General features: G+C 59.9%; 19 protein-coding genes and 1 pseudogene. 6 read left to right on the top strand and 14 right to left on the bottom strand.

Features of this window, described 5'->3' with window-relative positions:
- Positions 1 to 56 precede the first annotated feature (56 nt).
- From ACMWL8_RS24550 to msrB, 6 genes are all read right to left on the bottom strand, one after another.
- On the bottom strand, positions 57 to 383 hold the full coding sequence (locus tag ACMWL8_RS24550; protein ID WP_198421686.1) for a hypothetical protein: 327 nt from the start codon (positions 381 to 383) through the stop codon (positions 57 to 59).
- A gap of 87 nt (positions 384 to 470) precedes the next feature.
- Complete coding sequence (locus ACMWL8_RS24555; protein ID WP_004099040.1) at positions 471 to 1,043, bottom strand: hypothetical protein; 573 nt, start codon at positions 1,041 to 1,043, stop codon at positions 471 to 473.
- A 91-nt stretch (positions 1,044 to 1,134) separates the two neighbouring features.
- Positions 1,135 to 2,103: a magnesium and cobalt transport protein CorA gene (locus tag ACMWL8_RS24560; RefSeq protein WP_039392455.1), complete on the bottom strand. Its 969-nt coding sequence runs from the start codon at positions 2,101 to 2,103 to the stop codon at positions 1,135 to 1,137.
- Entirely contained in the window at positions 2,100 to 2,804 is a 705-nt protein-coding gene (locus ACMWL8_RS24565) for a glutathione S-transferase N-terminal domain-containing protein (RefSeq protein ID WP_004099038.1), read from the bottom strand. Before ACMWL8_RS24565 ends, ACMWL8_RS24560 begins: the two co-directional genes overlap by 4 nt.
- A gap of 132 nt (positions 2,805 to 2,936) precedes the next feature.
- A complete protein-coding gene (gene msrA / locus ACMWL8_RS24570; RefSeq protein WP_004099036.1) occupies positions 2,937 to 3,476 on the bottom strand; it encodes a peptide-methionine (S)-S-oxide reductase MsrA in 540 nt (179 codons plus the stop codon).
- 1 nt (position 3,477) lies between these two features.
- Positions 3,478 to 3,921, bottom strand: a complete 444-nt coding sequence (gene msrB / locus ACMWL8_RS24575) for a peptide-methionine (R)-S-oxide reductase MsrB (protein ID WP_004099035.1) — start codon at positions 3,919 to 3,921, stop codon at positions 3,478 to 3,480.
- A gap of 124 nt (positions 3,922 to 4,045) precedes the next feature.
- On the opposite strand from msrB, the gene ACMWL8_RS24580 reads away from it, so the two are divergent.
- The gene (locus tag ACMWL8_RS24580; RefSeq protein ID WP_032425611.1) at positions 4,046 to 5,077 is read left to right on the top strand and encodes an IS630-like element ISEc33 family transposase; all 1,032 of its coding nucleotides are present in this window, start codon (positions 4,046 to 4,048) and stop codon (positions 5,075 to 5,077) included.
- A gap of 145 nt (positions 5,078 to 5,222) precedes the next feature.
- Here the strand turns inward: ACMWL8_RS24580 and ACMWL8_RS24585 are convergent, their stop codons facing one another.
- Entirely contained in the window at positions 5,223 to 6,098 is an 876-nt protein-coding gene (locus ACMWL8_RS24585) for a LysR family transcriptional regulator (protein WP_011191349.1), read from the bottom strand.
- Between the two features lie 228 nt (positions 6,099 to 6,326).
- On the opposite strand from ACMWL8_RS24585, the gene ACMWL8_RS24590 reads away from it, so the two are divergent.
- Genes ACMWL8_RS24590 through ACMWL8_RS24600 form a run of 3 tightly spaced genes read left to right on the top strand, consistent with a single transcriptional unit; the run spans position 6,327 to position 9,180 of the window.
- Positions 6,327 to 7,559 carry a bifunctional alpha/beta hydrolase/OsmC family protein gene (locus ACMWL8_RS24590; protein WP_004357650.1) on the top strand — a complete coding sequence of 411 codons (1,233 nt, stop codon included), beginning with the start codon at positions 6,327 to 6,329 and terminating at the stop codon, positions 7,557 to 7,559.
- Positions 7,560 to 7,591: 32 nt separating this feature from the next.
- Positions 7,592 to 8,155, top strand: a complete 564-nt coding sequence (gene msrA, locus ACMWL8_RS24595; protein ID WP_011191350.1) for a peptide-methionine (S)-S-oxide reductase MsrA — start codon at positions 7,592 to 7,594, stop codon at positions 8,153 to 8,155.
- A complete protein-coding gene (locus tag ACMWL8_RS24600) occupies positions 8,155 to 9,180 on the top strand; it encodes a zinc-binding alcohol dehydrogenase family protein (protein ID WP_004357654.1) in 1,026 nt (341 codons plus the stop codon). Before msrA (ACMWL8_RS24595) ends, ACMWL8_RS24600 begins: the two co-directional genes overlap by 1 nt.
- A gap of 396 nt (positions 9,181 to 9,576) precedes the next feature.
- Here the strand turns inward: ACMWL8_RS24600 and ACMWL8_RS24605 are convergent, their stop codons facing one another.
- Complete coding sequence (locus ACMWL8_RS24605) at positions 9,577 to 10,071, bottom strand: MarR family winged helix-turn-helix transcriptional regulator (RefSeq protein WP_004099028.1); 495 nt, start codon at positions 10,069 to 10,071, stop codon at positions 9,577 to 9,579.
- A gap of 557 nt (positions 10,072 to 10,628) precedes the next feature.
- A complete protein-coding gene (locus ACMWL8_RS24610) occupies positions 10,629 to 11,117 on the bottom strand; it encodes a YkgB family protein (RefSeq protein ID WP_004099027.1) in 489 nt (162 codons plus the stop codon).
- A gap of 297 nt (positions 11,118 to 11,414) precedes the next feature.
- Between ACMWL8_RS24610 and ACMWL8_RS24615 the strand changes: the two genes are divergently transcribed.
- Positions 11,415 to 11,774, top strand: a complete 360-nt coding sequence (locus ACMWL8_RS24615; protein WP_166479491.1) for a DUF6314 family protein — start codon at positions 11,415 to 11,417, stop codon at positions 11,772 to 11,774.
- Positions 11,775 to 11,812: 38 nt separating this feature from the next.
- On the opposite strand, the gene ACMWL8_RS24620 is transcribed toward ACMWL8_RS24615, so the two are convergent.
- Positions 11,813 to 12,772, bottom strand: coding sequence for a YeeE/YedE thiosulfate transporter family protein (locus ACMWL8_RS24620; protein ID WP_004099025.1), 960 nt, complete (start codon positions 12,770 to 12,772; stop codon positions 11,813 to 11,815).
- Positions 12,773 to 12,798: 26 nt separating this feature from the next.
- Positions 12,799 to 13,221, bottom strand: a complete 423-nt coding sequence (locus ACMWL8_RS24625; RefSeq protein WP_223296479.1) for a MarR family winged helix-turn-helix transcriptional regulator — start codon at positions 13,219 to 13,221, stop codon at positions 12,799 to 12,801.
- A 367-nt stretch (positions 13,222 to 13,588) separates the two neighbouring features.
- Between ACMWL8_RS24625 and ACMWL8_RS24630 the strand changes: the two genes are divergently transcribed.
- The gene (locus tag ACMWL8_RS24630) at positions 13,589 to 14,485 is read left to right on the top strand and encodes a LysR family transcriptional regulator (protein WP_011191354.1); all 897 of its coding nucleotides are present in this window, start codon (positions 13,589 to 13,591) and stop codon (positions 14,483 to 14,485) included.
- On the opposite strand, the gene ACMWL8_RS24635 is transcribed toward ACMWL8_RS24630, so the two are convergent.
- The 3 genes and pseudogenes from ACMWL8_RS24635 to trbG all read right to left on the bottom strand — a co-directional run.
- Entirely contained in the window at positions 14,482 to 14,718 is a 237-nt protein-coding gene (locus ACMWL8_RS24635) for a DUF2274 domain-containing protein (RefSeq protein ID WP_026227538.1), read from the bottom strand. The two genes, ACMWL8_RS24630 and ACMWL8_RS24635, sit on opposite strands and share 4 nt — an antisense overlap.
- 2 nt (positions 14,719 to 14,720) lie before the next feature.
- On the bottom strand, positions 14,721 to 15,941 hold the full coding sequence (locus ACMWL8_RS24640; RefSeq protein WP_112000984.1) for a TrbI/VirB10 family protein: 1,221 nt from the start codon (positions 15,939 to 15,941) through the stop codon (positions 14,721 to 14,723).
- A pseudogene (gene trbG, locus ACMWL8_RS24645) lies at positions 15,938 to 16,609 on the bottom strand (P-type conjugative transfer protein TrbG); the annotation flags it as partial. The pseudogene trbG and the gene ACMWL8_RS24640, both read right to left, overlap by 4 nt.
- Positions 16,610 to 16,721 lie beyond the last annotated feature (112 nt).

Genomic DNA, 16,721 nt, shown 5'->3' on the forward strand with positions numbered 1-16,721 from the left:
AGGCGCGGAACTCATCAAGGCGCGGGAATAAAATCCCATTCAGACGCCGGATAGATTCAAGCAAGCCAACTTGTCGTCAAAATCGGTGTTGCAAAAACGGGAGTGACCATAGATTCCGTTTTCTGAGACGACCCCAACTTGGGGCCGAAATCGATCGTCCTGAGCTTTTCGAGTTTATTGGCGTAGTCATGGAGCGTGTCATCGAGCGCTTCAGCGAAGTCGCTCGCGACCTCGGCCTGAGCTAGTTCGTCGTTTTCGATCGGTTCGCTCCGATCGAGCCGAGCGGTAGAGACATAGTCCAGGTAGTTTTCGCGAGCGCTGTGCAACGCTGCTGTCTCCAGCAAGAGCATAGTTTCTCGTATGTGGTCCTTGTTCCAGTCCATAATCACCTCCTAATTTTCGATGTTCTTAAAGTTCAGCCTGCAGATGTGTGGGCCAGGAAGGCCAGCCTTTCCGGCTAAGCGACACCGCTATTCGTCGCTGATGACGTCTTCGCCCTGGTATGGAACCCTGATCAGCCGAGGATCTCGAATGATGCTCGTGACGAGCCAGACATATTCCTGCTCGGCGGTATCGAAGCCGAGGATGCTGAAGGATTGGCCGAAAGGGCATGGCGGGAAGTCTGGAAAGCCCTCGCGCAGAACGTAACGCTCGGGATCGCTGTGAAACTCGCTCTTGTAGACTTTCCGTAGTCCGTGCTTGCTCGGCGCGTCCTGGTCACCTGCCGGTGCTGTTTCCCGATGCGCCACAAGGCGCTCGGACAAGTCGCGGGGGCAGATTTCGTGGAACACGTCGAAGGCGTCGATCAACAGGCCTTTATGCTCTGTCGCCGGATCGGTGATCGCGTAGATGTTGGAGGCATCTTCGCCGTCGTCCCCGCTCTCGAGGCGCAACGCCGCATCGACGCGAATGCTGCATGCATCGAGGGTTGACCCTAGTTCGAGATCGACGAGATTGCCGTCCTTGACGCGGTATTCGCGGTCATAGCCTTTGGCGATGAATGACTGGACTGCTTCTAGAACGTCGGTCACCTGGGAGGTCATGGAAGCACCTTCATCTTGAACTGGATTGGACACGCTCGCGCACAAAGCGCGCTGTGACTCGGCGGACGGAGAAGCTCGCGAAGTGCGTTACTCATAGCCACTTGGCCTTCTTGAAGCGCATGAATAGGAGAAGGCAGAACACCGCTATCACTCCGAGCACGACGAAGTAGCCATATGGCGTGTCCAGTTCCGGCATGTGCTTGAAGTTCATGCCATATATTCCGGCGATCGCCGTCGGGACCGCCAAGATCGCCGCCCAGGCCGCGAGCTGGCGAGTGACCACACCGATCCTTTGCGCTTCCAGAAGGCTGCTGGCCTCGAAGACCGTGGACAGGACAAGCAGGAGGCCGTCGACCATGGACTGCACGCGGTGGACATGGTCCGCGACGTCGTGGAAATATGGTGTCATTTCGGCGCTGATGCAGGGAAAGTGGCCGCGAACGAGCTTTCGCACCAGCTCGGCCATAGCCCCGAGCGTGCGCTGGAACCGCGTGAGTTCGGACCTTAGTTCGAAGATTCGCGCCACCTCTTCTGGCCCGAGGAAATCGTGCAGCGACCGTCGCTCCATCGCCAGGACGTCGTCCTCGATCATTTCGAAGATGGGCAGATACTGGTCGACCACTCGGTGCAAGATCGCGTGCAGCACATAGTCGACACCCTTGCCGAACTGCGTCGGCGATGCCTCGAGTTGCTCCCGAAGTTTGCCCAGCGCTCCGGCATTGCCGTGCCGCACGGTGATAAGGTGATTGTGACCGGTGAAGATCGCCATCTTGCCGTAGCTGATCCGGTCGCCGACCAGCTCGGCGGTCTGGGCGACGACGTACAACTCATCGTTGTAGACCTCGAGCTTGGGCGGGCACAGCGGGTGCATGGCGTTGTCGATCGCCAAAGGATGGAGGTTATACGTCGTCTGGATCGCGCTGAGTTCGTCTGCGGTGGGCTCGCTAAGCGCGATCCAGCAGAAGCCCGAGCGATTCTCGTTTAGTTCGACGTGCTCATCGAGCCTGATTTCACGGACTCGCTTACCTTCGTTGTAATAATATGCGGCGATAATGGTCATGCAGGCCTCGCAGGAATTCGCAGGCCACGCTGTACAGCCGGTCGCGCCAGCCCGCGTTCGAGCCATGCCTGCACGTTCGAATAGCTGCTTAGGCCGAGGATGTCGCCCGCTGCGTAGAATTCGACCAGCGCATTCACCCAGCCAAACGTCGCAATGTCCGCGATCGAGTAATCATCGACAATCCATTCGCGGCCCTCCAGCCGGTGATCCAGGACCCCGAGAAGACGCCTGGATTCATCAACAAAGCGCTGCCGAGGTCGCTTGTCCTCATAGTCCTTGCCGGCAAATCGCAGGAAAAAGCCTAGCTGTCCGAAGGTCGGCCCAACGCCCGACACCTGAAAGAACACCCAGGCCAGAGTCTCGTACCGCTGGGCGGGTGTTGTTGAGATGAGCTGCCCCGTCTTGTCGGCCAGATAGATGAGGATCGCACCGGTTTCCCATATGCCAATGGGCTGGCCGTCAGGGCCAGCCGGATCGATGATCGCGGGTATGCGGCCGTTGGGATTCAACGACACGAACGCTGGATCCTTCGACTCGTTGTTCGAGATGTCGACGAAGTGGGGCTCATACGGCAGGCCAGTCTCCTCCAGCATCATCGAGACCTTGACGCCGTTGGGCGTGGGGGCCGCGTATAGTTGCAAGCGATCCGGATAAGATGCTGGCCAGCGCTGCGTGATGGGAAAGGAGGAGAGGTCTGTCATATCTGGATCCTGGCACTGCGACGGCGGCTGAATGGAATGATCTGCTTCAAGGCCGGGTTCGACGACCGCGTCGATTGACGCGGTCGTCGGAGGTTGCGAACCGGATCGGCGCGGCACTAACGGCAGCGAAGCCTATTCCGCTGCAGCCCCGGCCGCAGGGCTCACATCGCCGGCCTCATGCCGCTTTGGAAGAACCCAGTCGGGACGGACGAAGTGGCAGGTGTAGCCGCCCGGCCGCTTCTCCAGATAATCCTGGTGATCGGGCTCGGCCTCCCAGAACTCGCCGACCGGCTGGACCTCGGTCACCACTTTGCCATCCCACAGCCCCGAGGCATCCACATCGGCGATCGTATCCTCGGCGACGCGCTTCTGCTCCTCGTCGACATAATAGATGCCCGACCGGTAGGAGAGCCCACGATCATTGCCCTGGCGGTTCAGCGTCGTCGGATCGTGGATCTGGAAGAAGAATTCCAGGATGTGCCGGTAGCTCGTCACTGTCGGGTCGAAGACAATCTCGATCCCCTCGGCATGCGTGCCGTGATTACGATACGTGGCGTTCGGAATATCGCCGCCCGTGTAACCCACACGGGTCGAGATGATGCCGGGCCGCTTGCGGATCAGATCCTGCATGCCCCAGAAACATCCTCCTGCGAGAACAGCGCGCTGATGCATGTTAAGCCTCCTCTACTTGATCGAGATATTCACCGTATCCCTCGGACTCCATCTCGTCGCGCGGGATGAAGCGAAGGGACGCAGAGTTGATGCAGTAGCGCAGACCGCCGCGGTCGGAAGGACCGTCCGGGAAAACGTGGCCCAGATGGCTGTCGGCGTGTACCGACCTGACCTCCGTCCGGACCATGCCGTGTGCACTGTCCCGCACCTCGTTCACGTTTGCCGGAACGATCGGCTTGGTGAAGCTGGGCCAGCCAGTACCCGAATCGAACTTGTCCGTTGAAGCGAACAGCGGCTCTCCCGACACTATGTCGACGTAGATGCCAGGCTCCTTGTTGTCGTTGTGCTCACCCGTGAAGGGCCTTTCGGTCCCCGAATCCTGGGTAATCCGGCGTTGCTCGGGGGTCAGGCGGTCAACTGCTGCCTGTGACTTCTCAAACTTCATGATAGTCTCCAATAATTAATCTAAATAGATGCGCGGAATAGTAGATCACTGAAAGGGAACTCAGCCCGGATTGTGCGATCTGATCAATCGCCAAACCAACCAAAACCACCAACCGGACTGAGCGATGCCGATCATAGCACCAATACCCCGTGGCGAACGACGCCTGATGCAGAAAGCTATTCATAAAACGCGCGATAAAAATCATGCCCGCAGACTCACGGCCATGCTGATGCTTCATCGGGGTGAACGGGTCAGCGATGTTGCCAGAACTCTCTGTTGTGCTCGTTCATCCGTTGGTCGCTGGATTAACTGGTTTACGCACTCAGGTATTGAAGGCCTGAAATCCTTACCCGCAGGGCGCTCCCGACGCTGGCCTTTTGAACATATCTGCACCCTGTTACGTGAGCTGATAAAGCATTCTCCCGGCGATTTTGGTTATCAACGTTCACGCTGGAGCACCGAATTACTGGCATTAAAAATCAATGAGATAACCGGTTGCCAGTTACATGCAGGAACCGTTCGCCGCTGGTTGCCATCTGCGGGGCTTGTATGGCGCAGGGCCGCGCCAACTCTGCGTATCCGTGACCCACATAAAGATGAAAAGATGGCGGTAATCCACAAAGCGCTGGATGAATGCAGCGCAGAGCATCCGGTATTTTATGAAGATGAAGTGGATATCCACCTTAATCCTAAAATCGGTGCGGACTGGCAGTTGCGCGGACAGCAGAAACGGGTAGTGACGCCGGGGCAGAACGAAAAATACTATCTGGCCGGCGCACTGCACAGTGGCACGGGTAAAGTCAGCTACGTGGGCGGCAACAGCAAAAGTTCAGCGCTGTTTATCGCTCTGCTGAAGCACCTGAAAGCCACTTACCGGCGGGCGAAAACAATCACGCTGATCGTTGATAACTACATTATCCATAAAAGCCGCGAAACACAGCGCTGGTTGAAAGCAAATCCCAAGTTCAGGGTAATTTACCAGCCGGTTTACTCGCCGTGGGTGAATCATGTGGAACGGCTATGGCAGGCACTTCATGACACGATAACCCGTAATCATCAGTGCCGCTCAATGTGGCAGTTACTGAAAAAGGTCCGCCATTTTATGGAAACCGCCAGCCCATTCCCCGGAGGAAAACATGGTCAGGCAAAAGTGTAGCGGTATTAGGCGCAGCTATTTAGAGAGCTCGACACACTGTCATTTATCTTTGCAGTCATTGCGCCGACTATCGCAGTGCGCCCCAGATTTATCCAATACGCTGCGCGTATAGTTTCCATAGCGCCGAAGCTCTTCACGTCGTGATTCAGTTCCACTCATACCGGGCTGCCAGCTGCGCGATGTTCCGTATCTCGACCGTTGCCGTGGAGCCGGATACTGTCGCGATCACGACTTCGCGCTCCAAGACAAATCCGTCGATCGGCCGAGTGACGAGGCCTTGCACGGTCGGCGATCGTTCCGGAAGAATGCATATGGCGTGGCCGTCAGCGACGACCCGTTGCACCCAGTCCTCGCGATCTGATCGAAAGCGAGGTCGCATGAGCAAGTCCCGTCGCGCGAAGTGATCGAGGATCCGATCGCGAAACTCGCATTTCAGGCGATCGACGAAAGGAAACTCGAGCAGGTCTTCGCCGCGCACGATCTCGTTGGCAGCCAAGGGATGGTTTGCAGAACAGCCGAGCACGAAGCGCTCCCGAAATAGAGGATGCACATCCAGCTTGCGTTCCGGTCTTGTTTCACGCGGCATGATGCACGCGTGGTATTTTCCTGAAAGCACCTCCGATGTGTCCTCGTTCGACTGGAGCGAGTGCAGCTTGATTTCGATGGATGGCATCTCCGCCAATGCGCTCTCGAAGAATGCCGTAAATTCCTTTGGTCCGACGGTGGGCGCGACGGCGACATCCAGCACGCGGTGCCCCCCCATCGCCCAGTGCTCCGAGTGATTGCGAACGCTCTTCATCGCGACCACCATGCGCCGGAATTCTGCCTCGACGTCATGGCCAAGGCCAGTCAGGCGGCTGTTCTTCCCGTCGCGATAGATCAGCGGCCCGCCAAGCTCATCTTCCAAGCGGCGGATCGCGCGGGTCAGACTTGGCTGTGACACACCGCTCAAGCGAGCGGCCGCTGTGAAATTCAGCGTCTCGGCCAAGTTGATGAAATAGCTGACTTGATTGAGTTCCATAGTCCTTTGGCCCACGCGCCTGACTGATACCTCTTCCGTGAGACCGCCTTTGGAAAGCAGGTCGCAGAAGTATGCTTGGCGCATATAATCATGGTATAGGGGCTTGTCTATATGCGCCAGACATATAAATGATAGCCTGAGATGACGATTACCGGTTGGCGGTGCGCTCCGCTCAGCTCCGTCGAAGGTTCTGAGAGCGCAACCGCCAAGCCGCGTGCTGGAGGTTTGATGGACATGGCAGGAAGATCATTTACGTTTGTCAGTGGGGCTGGCTCTCCGCTGTCCGGGCACCTCGAACCGCCGGAAGGGACGCCGCGGGGCTGGGCGATCTTCGCCCACTGCTTCACGTGCGGGAAAGACAGTCGCGCCGCTGTTCACATCTCGCGCGCGCTGTCGCGTGCGGGCATCGGGGTCTTGAGGTTCGATTTCGCCGGGACCGGGATCGGCGGTGGGACGGGAGAACCTGTGAACTTCGCGTCGGACGTCGAGGACCTTCGGGCCGCCGCAAATGCGATGGCGGCGGCGGGCATGTCACCGTCCCTCCTCGTCGGGCACAGCCTGGGTGGCACCGCTGCGATCGTAGCCGCCGCCGACATGCCTGATATTGCGGCGGTAGCGACGATTGGTGCGCCGGCCGACCTTCAGCATATCTTGCGCCTCTTCGGACCGAATGATCTGGACACCATCGCGAGCGAGGGCGAGGCCTCGGTGGAGATTGCCGGTAGGCCCTTCCTCATTCGCCGAGGGTTCCTTGAGGCGGTTGAGGGGATCGACGTCGAGAAGGCCATTGCCTCCCTGCGACGGCCGGTGCTGGTCATGCACTCTCCGCTGGATCAGGTGGTCGGCATCGACCACGCGTCGCGCATCTTCGTCGCGTCCAGGCACCCTAAAAGCTTCATCTCGCTCGACAACGCGGATCACCTTCTCACCGACGTCGCGGACGCGAACTACGCCGCGGCCATGGTGGCGGTTTGGGCGAGCCGCTTTCTCCCACCACTCAGCGCGGATCTTCCGCAGGTCGAGGTTGCGGAGGGCGTCGTCTCCACCGAAACTCTTGCAGGGACGTTCCAGCTCAAGGTCCGCAGCGGCGAGCACACTCTGTTCGCCGACGAGCCAGCATCGGTCGGTGGCCTCGGGACCGGACTATCTCCCTACGAACTCGTATCTGCCGGCCTCGCAGCCTGCACGGTGATGACGATGCGTCTCTATGCGAACCGCAAGGGCTTTCCGCTCGAACGGGCGAGCACGACCGTGCAGCACGAGAAGGTGCCGGACATGATGCCACCCGACCGGTTCACCCGCACCATTGTCCTCGATGGGCCGCTGAGTGATGATCAGCGCGCTCGGATCCTCGCGATCGCTGATCGGTGTCCCGTCGATCTGAGTCTCATCCGGGGTTCGGACGTGCAGACCGAGCTCTTGAGCGCCAGTCAGGCTGCGGATCCCGCGAGGCTGGCTTGACCGTGGCGCACACGGAGGAGGGCGAACGGACTGTGAGCCAATCGCCTACCGGCAATAGGGCGGCCGCGACAGAGCGAGCAATTCTCGCAGGCGGCTGCTTCTGGGGCATGGAGGATTTGCTGCGCCGAGCCAGGGGAGTCATTTCGACGCGTGTCGGTTACACAGGCGGAGAAATGCCTGATCCGACCTACGCGAGACATTACGGCCATGCGGAAGCAGTGGAAGTGACCTTCGACCCTTCCGTTCTCGCCTATCGCTCGCTCTTGGAACTCTTCTTCCAGATACATGACCCCACGACCTACGAGCAACAAGGCAGCGATGTCGGTCCGAGCTATCGATCGGCGATTTTCTACACCACCGAAGTGCAGAAGGAAGTCGCCCTCACAACCATCGCGGAAATCGAGGCATCAGGAAGCTGGCCAGGCCCGGTCGTGTCGGAGATCAACCCAGAAGAACCCTTTTGGGAGGCGGAGCCAGAGCACCAAGAATACCTGGTGCGCTATCCTGGGGGCTATAGCTGCCACTTCGTGCGCCCGACCTGGCGGTTGGACCGCTCAGACGAACGCCCAGCTGTAATACTTGACAGAAAGAGTTGATGATGACCGAAACCGTGACTAATCAGGCCGCCTGGCAGAAAGCGCCGGGGCAGCCACTGAGGATCGGTGTCACCGCTCTGCCGCATCTGGCGGCGAACGAGATATTGATCCGCAACGCGGCCATCGCGATCAACCCACTCGACTGGATTCTGCAGGACGTCGCGCTTTTGCCATGGCTCGACTATCCCGCGATTCTCGGCAGCGACGTCTCCGGTGAGGTCGCGGCGGTCGGTGGCGCGGTCGAGCGGTTCAAGGTCGGCGATCGAGTCATCGGACAGGCGGTCGGGACAACCGTAAATCAACCTGCGCAGGGTGCGTTCCAGCACCACACGATCGTGCTGGACCACATGGCGGCGCCGATCCCCAACAACATTGCCTTCGCTGATGCGGCAGTCCTCCCGCTTGGCCTTGGCACCGCCGCAAGCGGGCTCTACGGACGGACACAGTTGGCTCTCGCGCCACCGTTACACTCGCCGACCGCGCGTCCAGAGGTCGTTCTGGTCTGGGGTGGATCGTCGAGCGTTGGCTGCAACGCCATCCAGCTCGCGGTGGCGTCGGGCTACAGGTGCGTCGCCACCGCTTCGGCGCGCAACGTCGGCCTGTTGAAGGAGCTGGGTGCAAGCGAGGTTCTTGACCACTCGAGTCCAGCCATCGTGGAAGACGTGATTGAGGCAATGCGCGGGCGCAGTCTCGCTGGAACGCTTCACGCGACCGGTCACATGAAAGACTGTTTTGCCGTAGTTGCGAGATGCGAGGGCTCGCGCCGGGTGGCAGCGACGCTGGCCCCGCCCGACGAGCGTTCATTTGGAGTCGAGGCGACGCACATCTCCGGGACGAGCCTCAAGGATGACGAGGTTGGTCCAATGATCTACCGCGAATTCCTGCCGCAGGCTCTCGCGGCGCGCACGTTCGTCCCCGCCCCTCCGGCGAAGATCGTGGGCCAGGGCCTTGAAATGCTCCAGGCTGCCTTGGAAGCCCTGAAGGCGGGTGTATCCGCAGCGAAAATCGTCGTTACCCTGCCTTGAGTGACCAGCCAGGCGGTTTTTCGCGTTCGCAGTCTGAGGTGGCCCGCACTTTGCCGATTGGGAAGCTCTACCGGGAAAACGCGTTTGGGACGCGCGCTGCGCTCCTGCCGGAGCATGCGTTCCCGAAACCTGTTCCCGACTGCTTTTCCCCGAAACTACCTATCGGACATAGAGAAATGGGAATGCAGCGAGTGGTTTGAACGGCCGCTTCCGAAACCGCGTTCCGATCAATTGAGCGGCTAAAAGTGGGGCGATCACCGACATATTAGAATGAGACCGCCATGCCCGATCGGCCGGCTTGACGCGTAGCCAAAAGAATGCGGCTGATGGTAGGCTCGCTGACATTATGAAGCCCCGCCATCTGAGCAGCGTTGAGCTGCCGCAATTGCGAGTCTCCTACGCGTCGTCGTTCTTCTCGCGGTCCACACCTCGCTCATGCAATTCGGCATCGACGGGGCAGTTCGTGCAGCCCTCGTAGCAGCACAAGCGGCAGATGCGGTATGACTGCTCGAGGTTTTCCAAGCGATTTCGGAGAACGCGTTCAGCGATGTCCGATAAGGTTTTCAGTTCGTCTGGATTAAGGATCGATAGCCCTTCGGCAATCACTTGATCGCGCGAGGCCAGGACCTCGTCGCTCGCGACCTTGCCAGTTGGAGTAAGATAGAGGGATCGCGCGCGCCCGTCTGTCGAATGCTCCCTACGCTCGATCAATCCCTCGCTTACCAATCTATCCACCAGGCGAACAGTTCCAGCATGTGAAAGGCCCACCCCGATCGCAAGCATACGGATCGAGAGCCCGGGCTTGTGCGCGAGCAACGCCAGCGCTGAGGCGGCGGGTCCAGCTTCCGGCGCCCGCGATGAACTAGCGCGAACGATGTCGTCGCTGATCATGAGTGCGAACGCCCCGAAAATGTTTCGATCTCGAGGTCCATCCATTGCCACATCTATATGTGCGCGGAGCATAGACAGCAAGCCATACCGTGGTCCTCTTCCTCCGCGCGGCTTGTGGAAAATGTCCTGTTTTAGAAGGGTTTCGGAGGATTTCGACTGATCGAGCGCGCCGAAAAAAACGGGTCCGGCTCGTTAAGGCCGCGGAACCGTTGATACCTGGCGGCTATAGGGCAAGCCTTTTCGCTCGGAATCGCCGTAGGTCGCGCCCGAGAATCACTCCGCGTCAGCGCTGTCATCCAGGCCGCGCAGGTGCAGATCAGCGAGACCTAGCTTGCCCCCGGCGTCGCACTTCCATCGTGTCACCGCGCGCGATCACGATTGTATCAATCCCATTGAGGAACAGTCCGTGCTCCACGACGTCGGGGATTGCGGCGAAACGGGCGAAGACCGCGTCGCCATGCAGCTGAGCGCCTCCGGGCTCGATATCGCGACGGAGCATCCATGCCCCGCGGAGGTTCTGCAGGATTTGCACGCCCGCCGTCACGAGAGGACCACAGTCACGAGAGCACAAGCGCCCCTCTGTGGCGGACCGAAGCACGCAGCAGCACGAGGGACGCCGCTAGCAGAACTGCGTCCTTCAGTAGAAACTGCCCTGGTGCAGCCGAAATCGCAGGAAAGCCGCCGGCAGTCTGCTCCGCGACACCTGGAGTGGTGATGAAAAAGGTCAGCGTGATCAGATAGGTCGCTGCTGACATTAGTGCGCCTAGCGCAGAGAAGAGTGGACGAAATGCACCAAGGATCAGAACGAGACCGGTCGATAACTCGATAACGCCGATGAAATAGCTTTGCCCCTGCGTCCCGAACATGCCGAGCCAATTCATGATCGGGCTGTGTTCGATAAACGGGGCGATACCATAGGCCTCGTACGCTGTGAACTTCATCGCGCCGAACCACAGAAATACGATCACGAGAGCCCATCTAAGCAGGCCAAGATCCCTCCGACCGTGCTCGGGGACAAGAAATTCATAACGGTCGAAAATGCTCATCTAAAATTCCTCAACAGTGGTCCCGTGGGAACGTCACGAACGTCGTCTACGTGCTTCGGGCAGGCGTTGCAGTATATGCGCGACGCATATACCATATACTAATAAGCGAGATATGTCGAGCGGCTGGCTCGCGCTTCGCTGCCTCACGAAGCCATCCTCATCGGCGATGCCTTTACCCAGCAAACGCGCGACCTTTGCGGGATTTTGACTTGATGGGGCTGGCGCTCCGGGTGGGCCTATAGCCCGTTGGCAAACGTCCAGCCTGTACGGATGGACGCGGCCCTGGACGAGATAACCATGCCCACCGAAATCGTAGCAGCGATCGGCGAAGGCGCGCTCGCTTATCGAGAGAGCGGCATTCTCTCACTGGCAGATGGCAGAGTATTCTCCGCGTGCCGGCAGTATCGCTATCGCTTGAGCGAGGACAGTGTTGTCGTCGAGTTCGCAGACGGACCTCATATCGGGACGCAGTTCCTCAGCTTGAGTTTCTCGCGGACGGATACCGGGTTGGAAGCGAGTGGCGTCTATGCCTGCGGAGACGACACCTACCATGCAACCTACAGGATTCTGGGGCCGGCGGCCTTTGAAGTGGTCATCATGGTCCAAGGGCCTGCAAAGGCATACGAGCTAGTCAGCCGATATTCCCGGTCGGGATAAATGCTCATGTCAGGAGGGCAAGTCCTCTGTTGCCCTTATCATGGCCGTGAAAGGCAGCGCCGGAATAACTTACCACGCGCTGCAAATCCGAAGACGATTGTCGTCGTCATCAGAAGGTAGGCGACTATCCCACCAGGTGAAAGAGTCGGAACCGCTGCGAGGATCAACCCATCATTCCCGCCGGGTATGAGCGCGATGCCGATACCCATCAATGTGCCGCCGACGACAGATCGCAGAATGCCATTGGCTGTCGGCAGTTGGAGACGCAGATTGCCTTGGCGAAAGGAGGCGGTTAGGGCGCCTGCGATCGAAGAGATCACCGCAGTGAGCGCGACCTCGCCGGCCGGGGACATTCTGAGAGGAAGGGCGCGTTGAATCACGTCTGCGAAGGTCCAGGCCGGCGAGAGTGCATATAGAAGTCCGCCAGTGATACCGAGTCCAATCATCGAAGCGCCGAACGACCAACCCGGCTTTGTTCGCAGAACGCTCTTCGTGGAAACGAAAACGAGTGCCAGCACGAGCACAACTAGGAAGGCTAGGAGAGTAACGAGGCCTGTTGCGCTCGGTTTGGAGATTAAGCTTGGCCATGTTGAATCGTAGCCGAACCTGCCATGGTCGGCAGCCAAGATACCAATCGTTAATCCCAAGGGTAGAGCTAGAAGTCGCATCTCCCCATCCCCAAGCCGCGCCAGCGATCCGAGCAGGCATGTGTCATTAATGAGTGCGCCGAGGCCGAAGGCGATGGCGCCGATGAGCAGGAGGAAATTGATGCTGGTCGAGGGTGCGAGTGTTGCGCCCAGTGTTCCCGTCCAGACTATCGGGACCGCAACCAGGCCTGCCGCTGCCGACGCTGCGAGAAATCCGACGAACATTTTCGGCGGCTGTCTTCTGTGTAACTCATGAGCGGCCACCACTAAACAGGTTCCGCCTTGGTTCGCCGCATATCCGAACCCGAAGGCAAGTACGCATAGAAGAAGTTCGAGCGCAAACGATCCCATTATTTCAAGCCTGCCTGATCATATCGTCAGCCTTCTGATGCGACGTTCCAGCGTGGCGAGCGCCCCGGCTTAGCTTTACCACGGGAAGGCGCGATCCTGCTGTAGCCGCACAGATGGCAAAGGCTGACCGAGCCATCTTTGTCGAAGCCGTTTGCCACAAGGAGCCGCTCCGACAGCATGCCTAGAATGTCGAGGTCATTGGGCGACAGGGGCGAAATACATTCGGAGATCACCTGCTCCCGTGCCTTGAGCAAGGCGTCCGTTATCTTCTTCCCCGAATTGGTGAGGTGAATGAAGCGCGCCCGCCTGTCGGTGATTTGTCTTCGTCGTTCCACCAACTGTTCGCGCTCGAGCCTATCGATCAATCGCACCGTCCCGGCATGAGAAAGCCCGATCGAGGTAGCCAAAACGCTGATCGGCAGTCCGGGCTCCATGCTGAGTAACACCATCACGGCGGTCCCCGGGCCGCTTGGTGAAAACGAGGCCGAGACACTGGCGATGCTGTCTGCAACGGCCAACGCGAGTGCACCTAAATGGTACTTGGCGACCTCAGGCTCCATACCGCAAGAATATATGCTTCGCGCATAGACTTCAAGCGTGTGAAAATGTATGACCGCCGCATGCATCTATGACAGATTCGGACATGGTCATGCTCATTGAGGGGCTCAGCTCGGATTCCACATCTGAGATCAACGGACGTGCTCGTTCCCCAGGCGCTAGCGGGGGTGGGCTCGATGAAAGTGGACGTGCATGGGTGCCGCTCACCGGGCGCAGGCGGTTCGCCGATGAGACCGCCGGTATGATCGGACGGGTCTCATGCCCGACCTGACTCTTGATCTCCGATACCTGAAGTACGCCGTTCAGGTCGCCGAGGCCGGCAGCTTCCGCCGAGCGGCGGAGCGCCTATCGATATCGCAATCCACCGTCAGCCGACGTGTGCAGCTGTTTGAGCGCCAACTTGGCTTTTCTCTCTTCAAGCGTACGCGAGCGGGGGCAGGGCTGACTCCAGAAGGTGAGCGCTTCCTTCAACAAGCGGTGGTGGGAGCGCGCTACCTTCGTAACGCCGCAACGGAGATCCGCTCCGCGCGGAAACTCAAGACCGGGCTCGTGAGGTTTGGAATGCTTGAAGCGTTCCCGGCGTGCCCGATCATCAACATTCTCTCGGCATTCAGAAATAGACATCCGACGATCGAGGTAAAGCTTGAGGAAGGCACTTCAGAAGAAAACACTTTGGGGGTGAAGCGTGGATTACTGGACGCAGCAATCAGCCTGAGTGCGAGCAAGAGCCCTCAGTTCCAAGTTCGACGTCTCTGCGAACCAGATCTGTTCGTGGCATTGTCCCCGCTTCACGAGTTGGCAGCACGGCCACAGCTGTCGTGGGAGGACGTTTGTGACGAAGTCTTCCTCGTTCGCTCGGATGGCGCTGGGCGTGAGCTCGCTGGCATACTCCGGCGCATGGTGGGCGCCGGAGACGGAGCGGTTCAACTCTCGATCCAACAAGTCAGCCGAGAAACCCTGCTGACGATGGTCGAACAGGGCTTCGGCTTGACCATCACCAGCGTGATCTACCGGCCGGATATCGCGTTGATCCCGCTCCCATCGGCGCGGGCGCCGACGGCCGCTATAATTTCTTCCAGTGACAACGACAACCCGACTCTGCCGCTGCTGCTGAAGTGTTTCGACACCCCCTCTAGAGCGGGGACCACGGATTAATCGGCGCTCCCCGGCGTCAACGTTCGCCTGGCTTTGGCGAAGCCACGGTCTGTCGCGATGAACCGTTGTAACATCGGGACGATTAACCGAGCTGGGTCAACAGCGGACTGACCTTGCTCTCGGCCCAATAGGTGGGCGTAGTCAACAAGGTCCTGGTGGAGAGCTGCAGGTAGCTCGACCTGTACCTTAAGCGGCTTGTCGTCCGCGATGGGGCCTAGCTTAAGCTTCGACATCATCACCCTCCATATGGCTCCAGTACCAAGTCTCGCGTCACGAGAACGCGCACGGGAAATCCGGGCCGAATAGTGATCGTGGGCGCGACGTTGAGCTGACGCCTCACAATCTGCTGCCCTGCGTCGTTGATGGTGTCCTGCCCACCGTTCCGGATCGCCTGAACGAGCTGATCGTCGTTGTCGACCGCGAGTTCGGCGCCGACGCTCAGCAGTGTCGACAATCCCGCAGCCTTGGCCAGATCCCACCAATGGTAATCGACGCCATCCTGCAGCCCGGCGAACCCTTCAGCGTCAGCACCAGGCTGGCGCTCGAGAACGATCGAGCGCCCGTTCGGGAAGACGAGCCGAGTCCAGACGAGCAGGACTCGGCTCTGGCCGAACTGCACGTTGTTGTCGTACTGCCCGACCACACGAGTGCCTTGCGGCACAAGCAAGATACGGCCGGTTGGGTTGTCGTAGATGTTTTCGGTGACCTGCGCGGTGATCTGGCCGGGTAGATCGGATCGGATGCCGGTGATCAGCGCCGCGGATATCACTGCTCCCGCCTGAAGGACGTTCGGCGATACTGGCGCAGCGACGCGATCGGGCGCAACCGTCCTGCGATCGGCCGCGGCGTTCAGAAACGCGTTCTGCCGGTCCTGCGCCGAGGGCGTGGCGGGCGGCGGAGCGAGGCCAATGCTCGCCAAATCCGGCACCGGCGCGAGCGCTGGGGCAGCTCCCGCAGCAGCGGGTGTGCCCCGGCTTTCCGATCCGGAGAAGAGACGGCTGGTGCGCGCGGTCTCGATTTCCTGAAGGCGGCGCTGCTCTTCCGGGCTGATGCCGGGATTGGGCGTGGCCGTCCCGGGTGTGGGCACCGGCTGTCCGCGATCCTGGGTACTAAGGATCGGCCGGCCGAGGTCACCGGGAAGAGGGGGACCGAGCTGTGGCACGCCACTGTAATCTCGCGGCAGGCCGGCCAGTCCGTCAGCGGTCGAGCGGTTCTCGGTCGAATAGAGTTCGTCGTTCGGCCGACCGGCGTCGCGGGTCTGAAGCGCGTAGATCAGCGCACCTCCGAGCCCGACGCTGGCGACAAGACCGAGGCCGGCGAGAACCTTCCGCGACAACCGGGTGACGCGGGGCGGTTCGGCCCGCAGCCGCATCGGCGCAGGCCCGACCGGCTCGCCGGTCAGGGGCTGCGCATCGTCGTCCGGCACTTCCTCAATCCGGGGCGGGTTCTCGCTCACGAGGTCGGCCTCCCGTCTGTGCGGACGATCCTGACGCGCTTCTGCTCGCGGCCGGAGCCGAAGCGAAGTTCGGCAGCCGCGAACAGACGATCAACGATCATGTGGTGGCCGCGAACGCGATAGTTCACGAGCTCAGAGGTGTTGCCCTCGGGGCCGACGACGAAGAGTGGCGGCATCTCGCCCTGACCGATGCCGCGCGGAAACTCGATAAAGACCTGGCGTCCGTCGTCGAAGGCGCGCAGCGGCCGCCACGGCGCACGGTCGCCCTCGATCGCATAGCGGAAGTTGACGTTCGCGAGATCGACGCCGCTCGCCACCGGCTGGGCCGCCTGCGCCTCGGCGTTCTGACGGCGCAGCGCAATGAGCTGGTCTTGCGGATACTGCCATGAGACCGACGCCATATAGGTGCGCTCTGTCGAGCGCAGCTCCATGTGATAGGTGCGCATGTTGGTGTTGATGACGAGGTTTGTCATCAGGTCGGCGCGGGTGGGCTTTACTAGGATGTGGATCTGGCGCGTTGCCCCCGATCCGCTCTCGGTGTCGCCGATGATCCAGTGCACTGTGTCGCCGGCGGCCACCGGGCCTGCGCCGACAAGCTGCTCCCCGGGTTGGAGCGCGATGTCGGTGATCTGCCCGACGGCGGTATAGACTTGATAAAGGGCACTGTTGCAAAGTTAGCGATGAGGCAGCCTTTTGTCTTATTCAAAGGCCTTACATTTCAAAAACTCTGCTTACCAGGCGCATTTCGCCCAGGGGATCACCATAATAAAATGCTGAGGC

The organism is Enterobacter sp. 04-C-12-SI-ECC, assembly GCF_047530715.1.
Lineage (GTDB): Bacteria > Pseudomonadota > Gammaproteobacteria > Enterobacterales > Enterobacteriaceae > Enterobacter > Enterobacter bugandensis.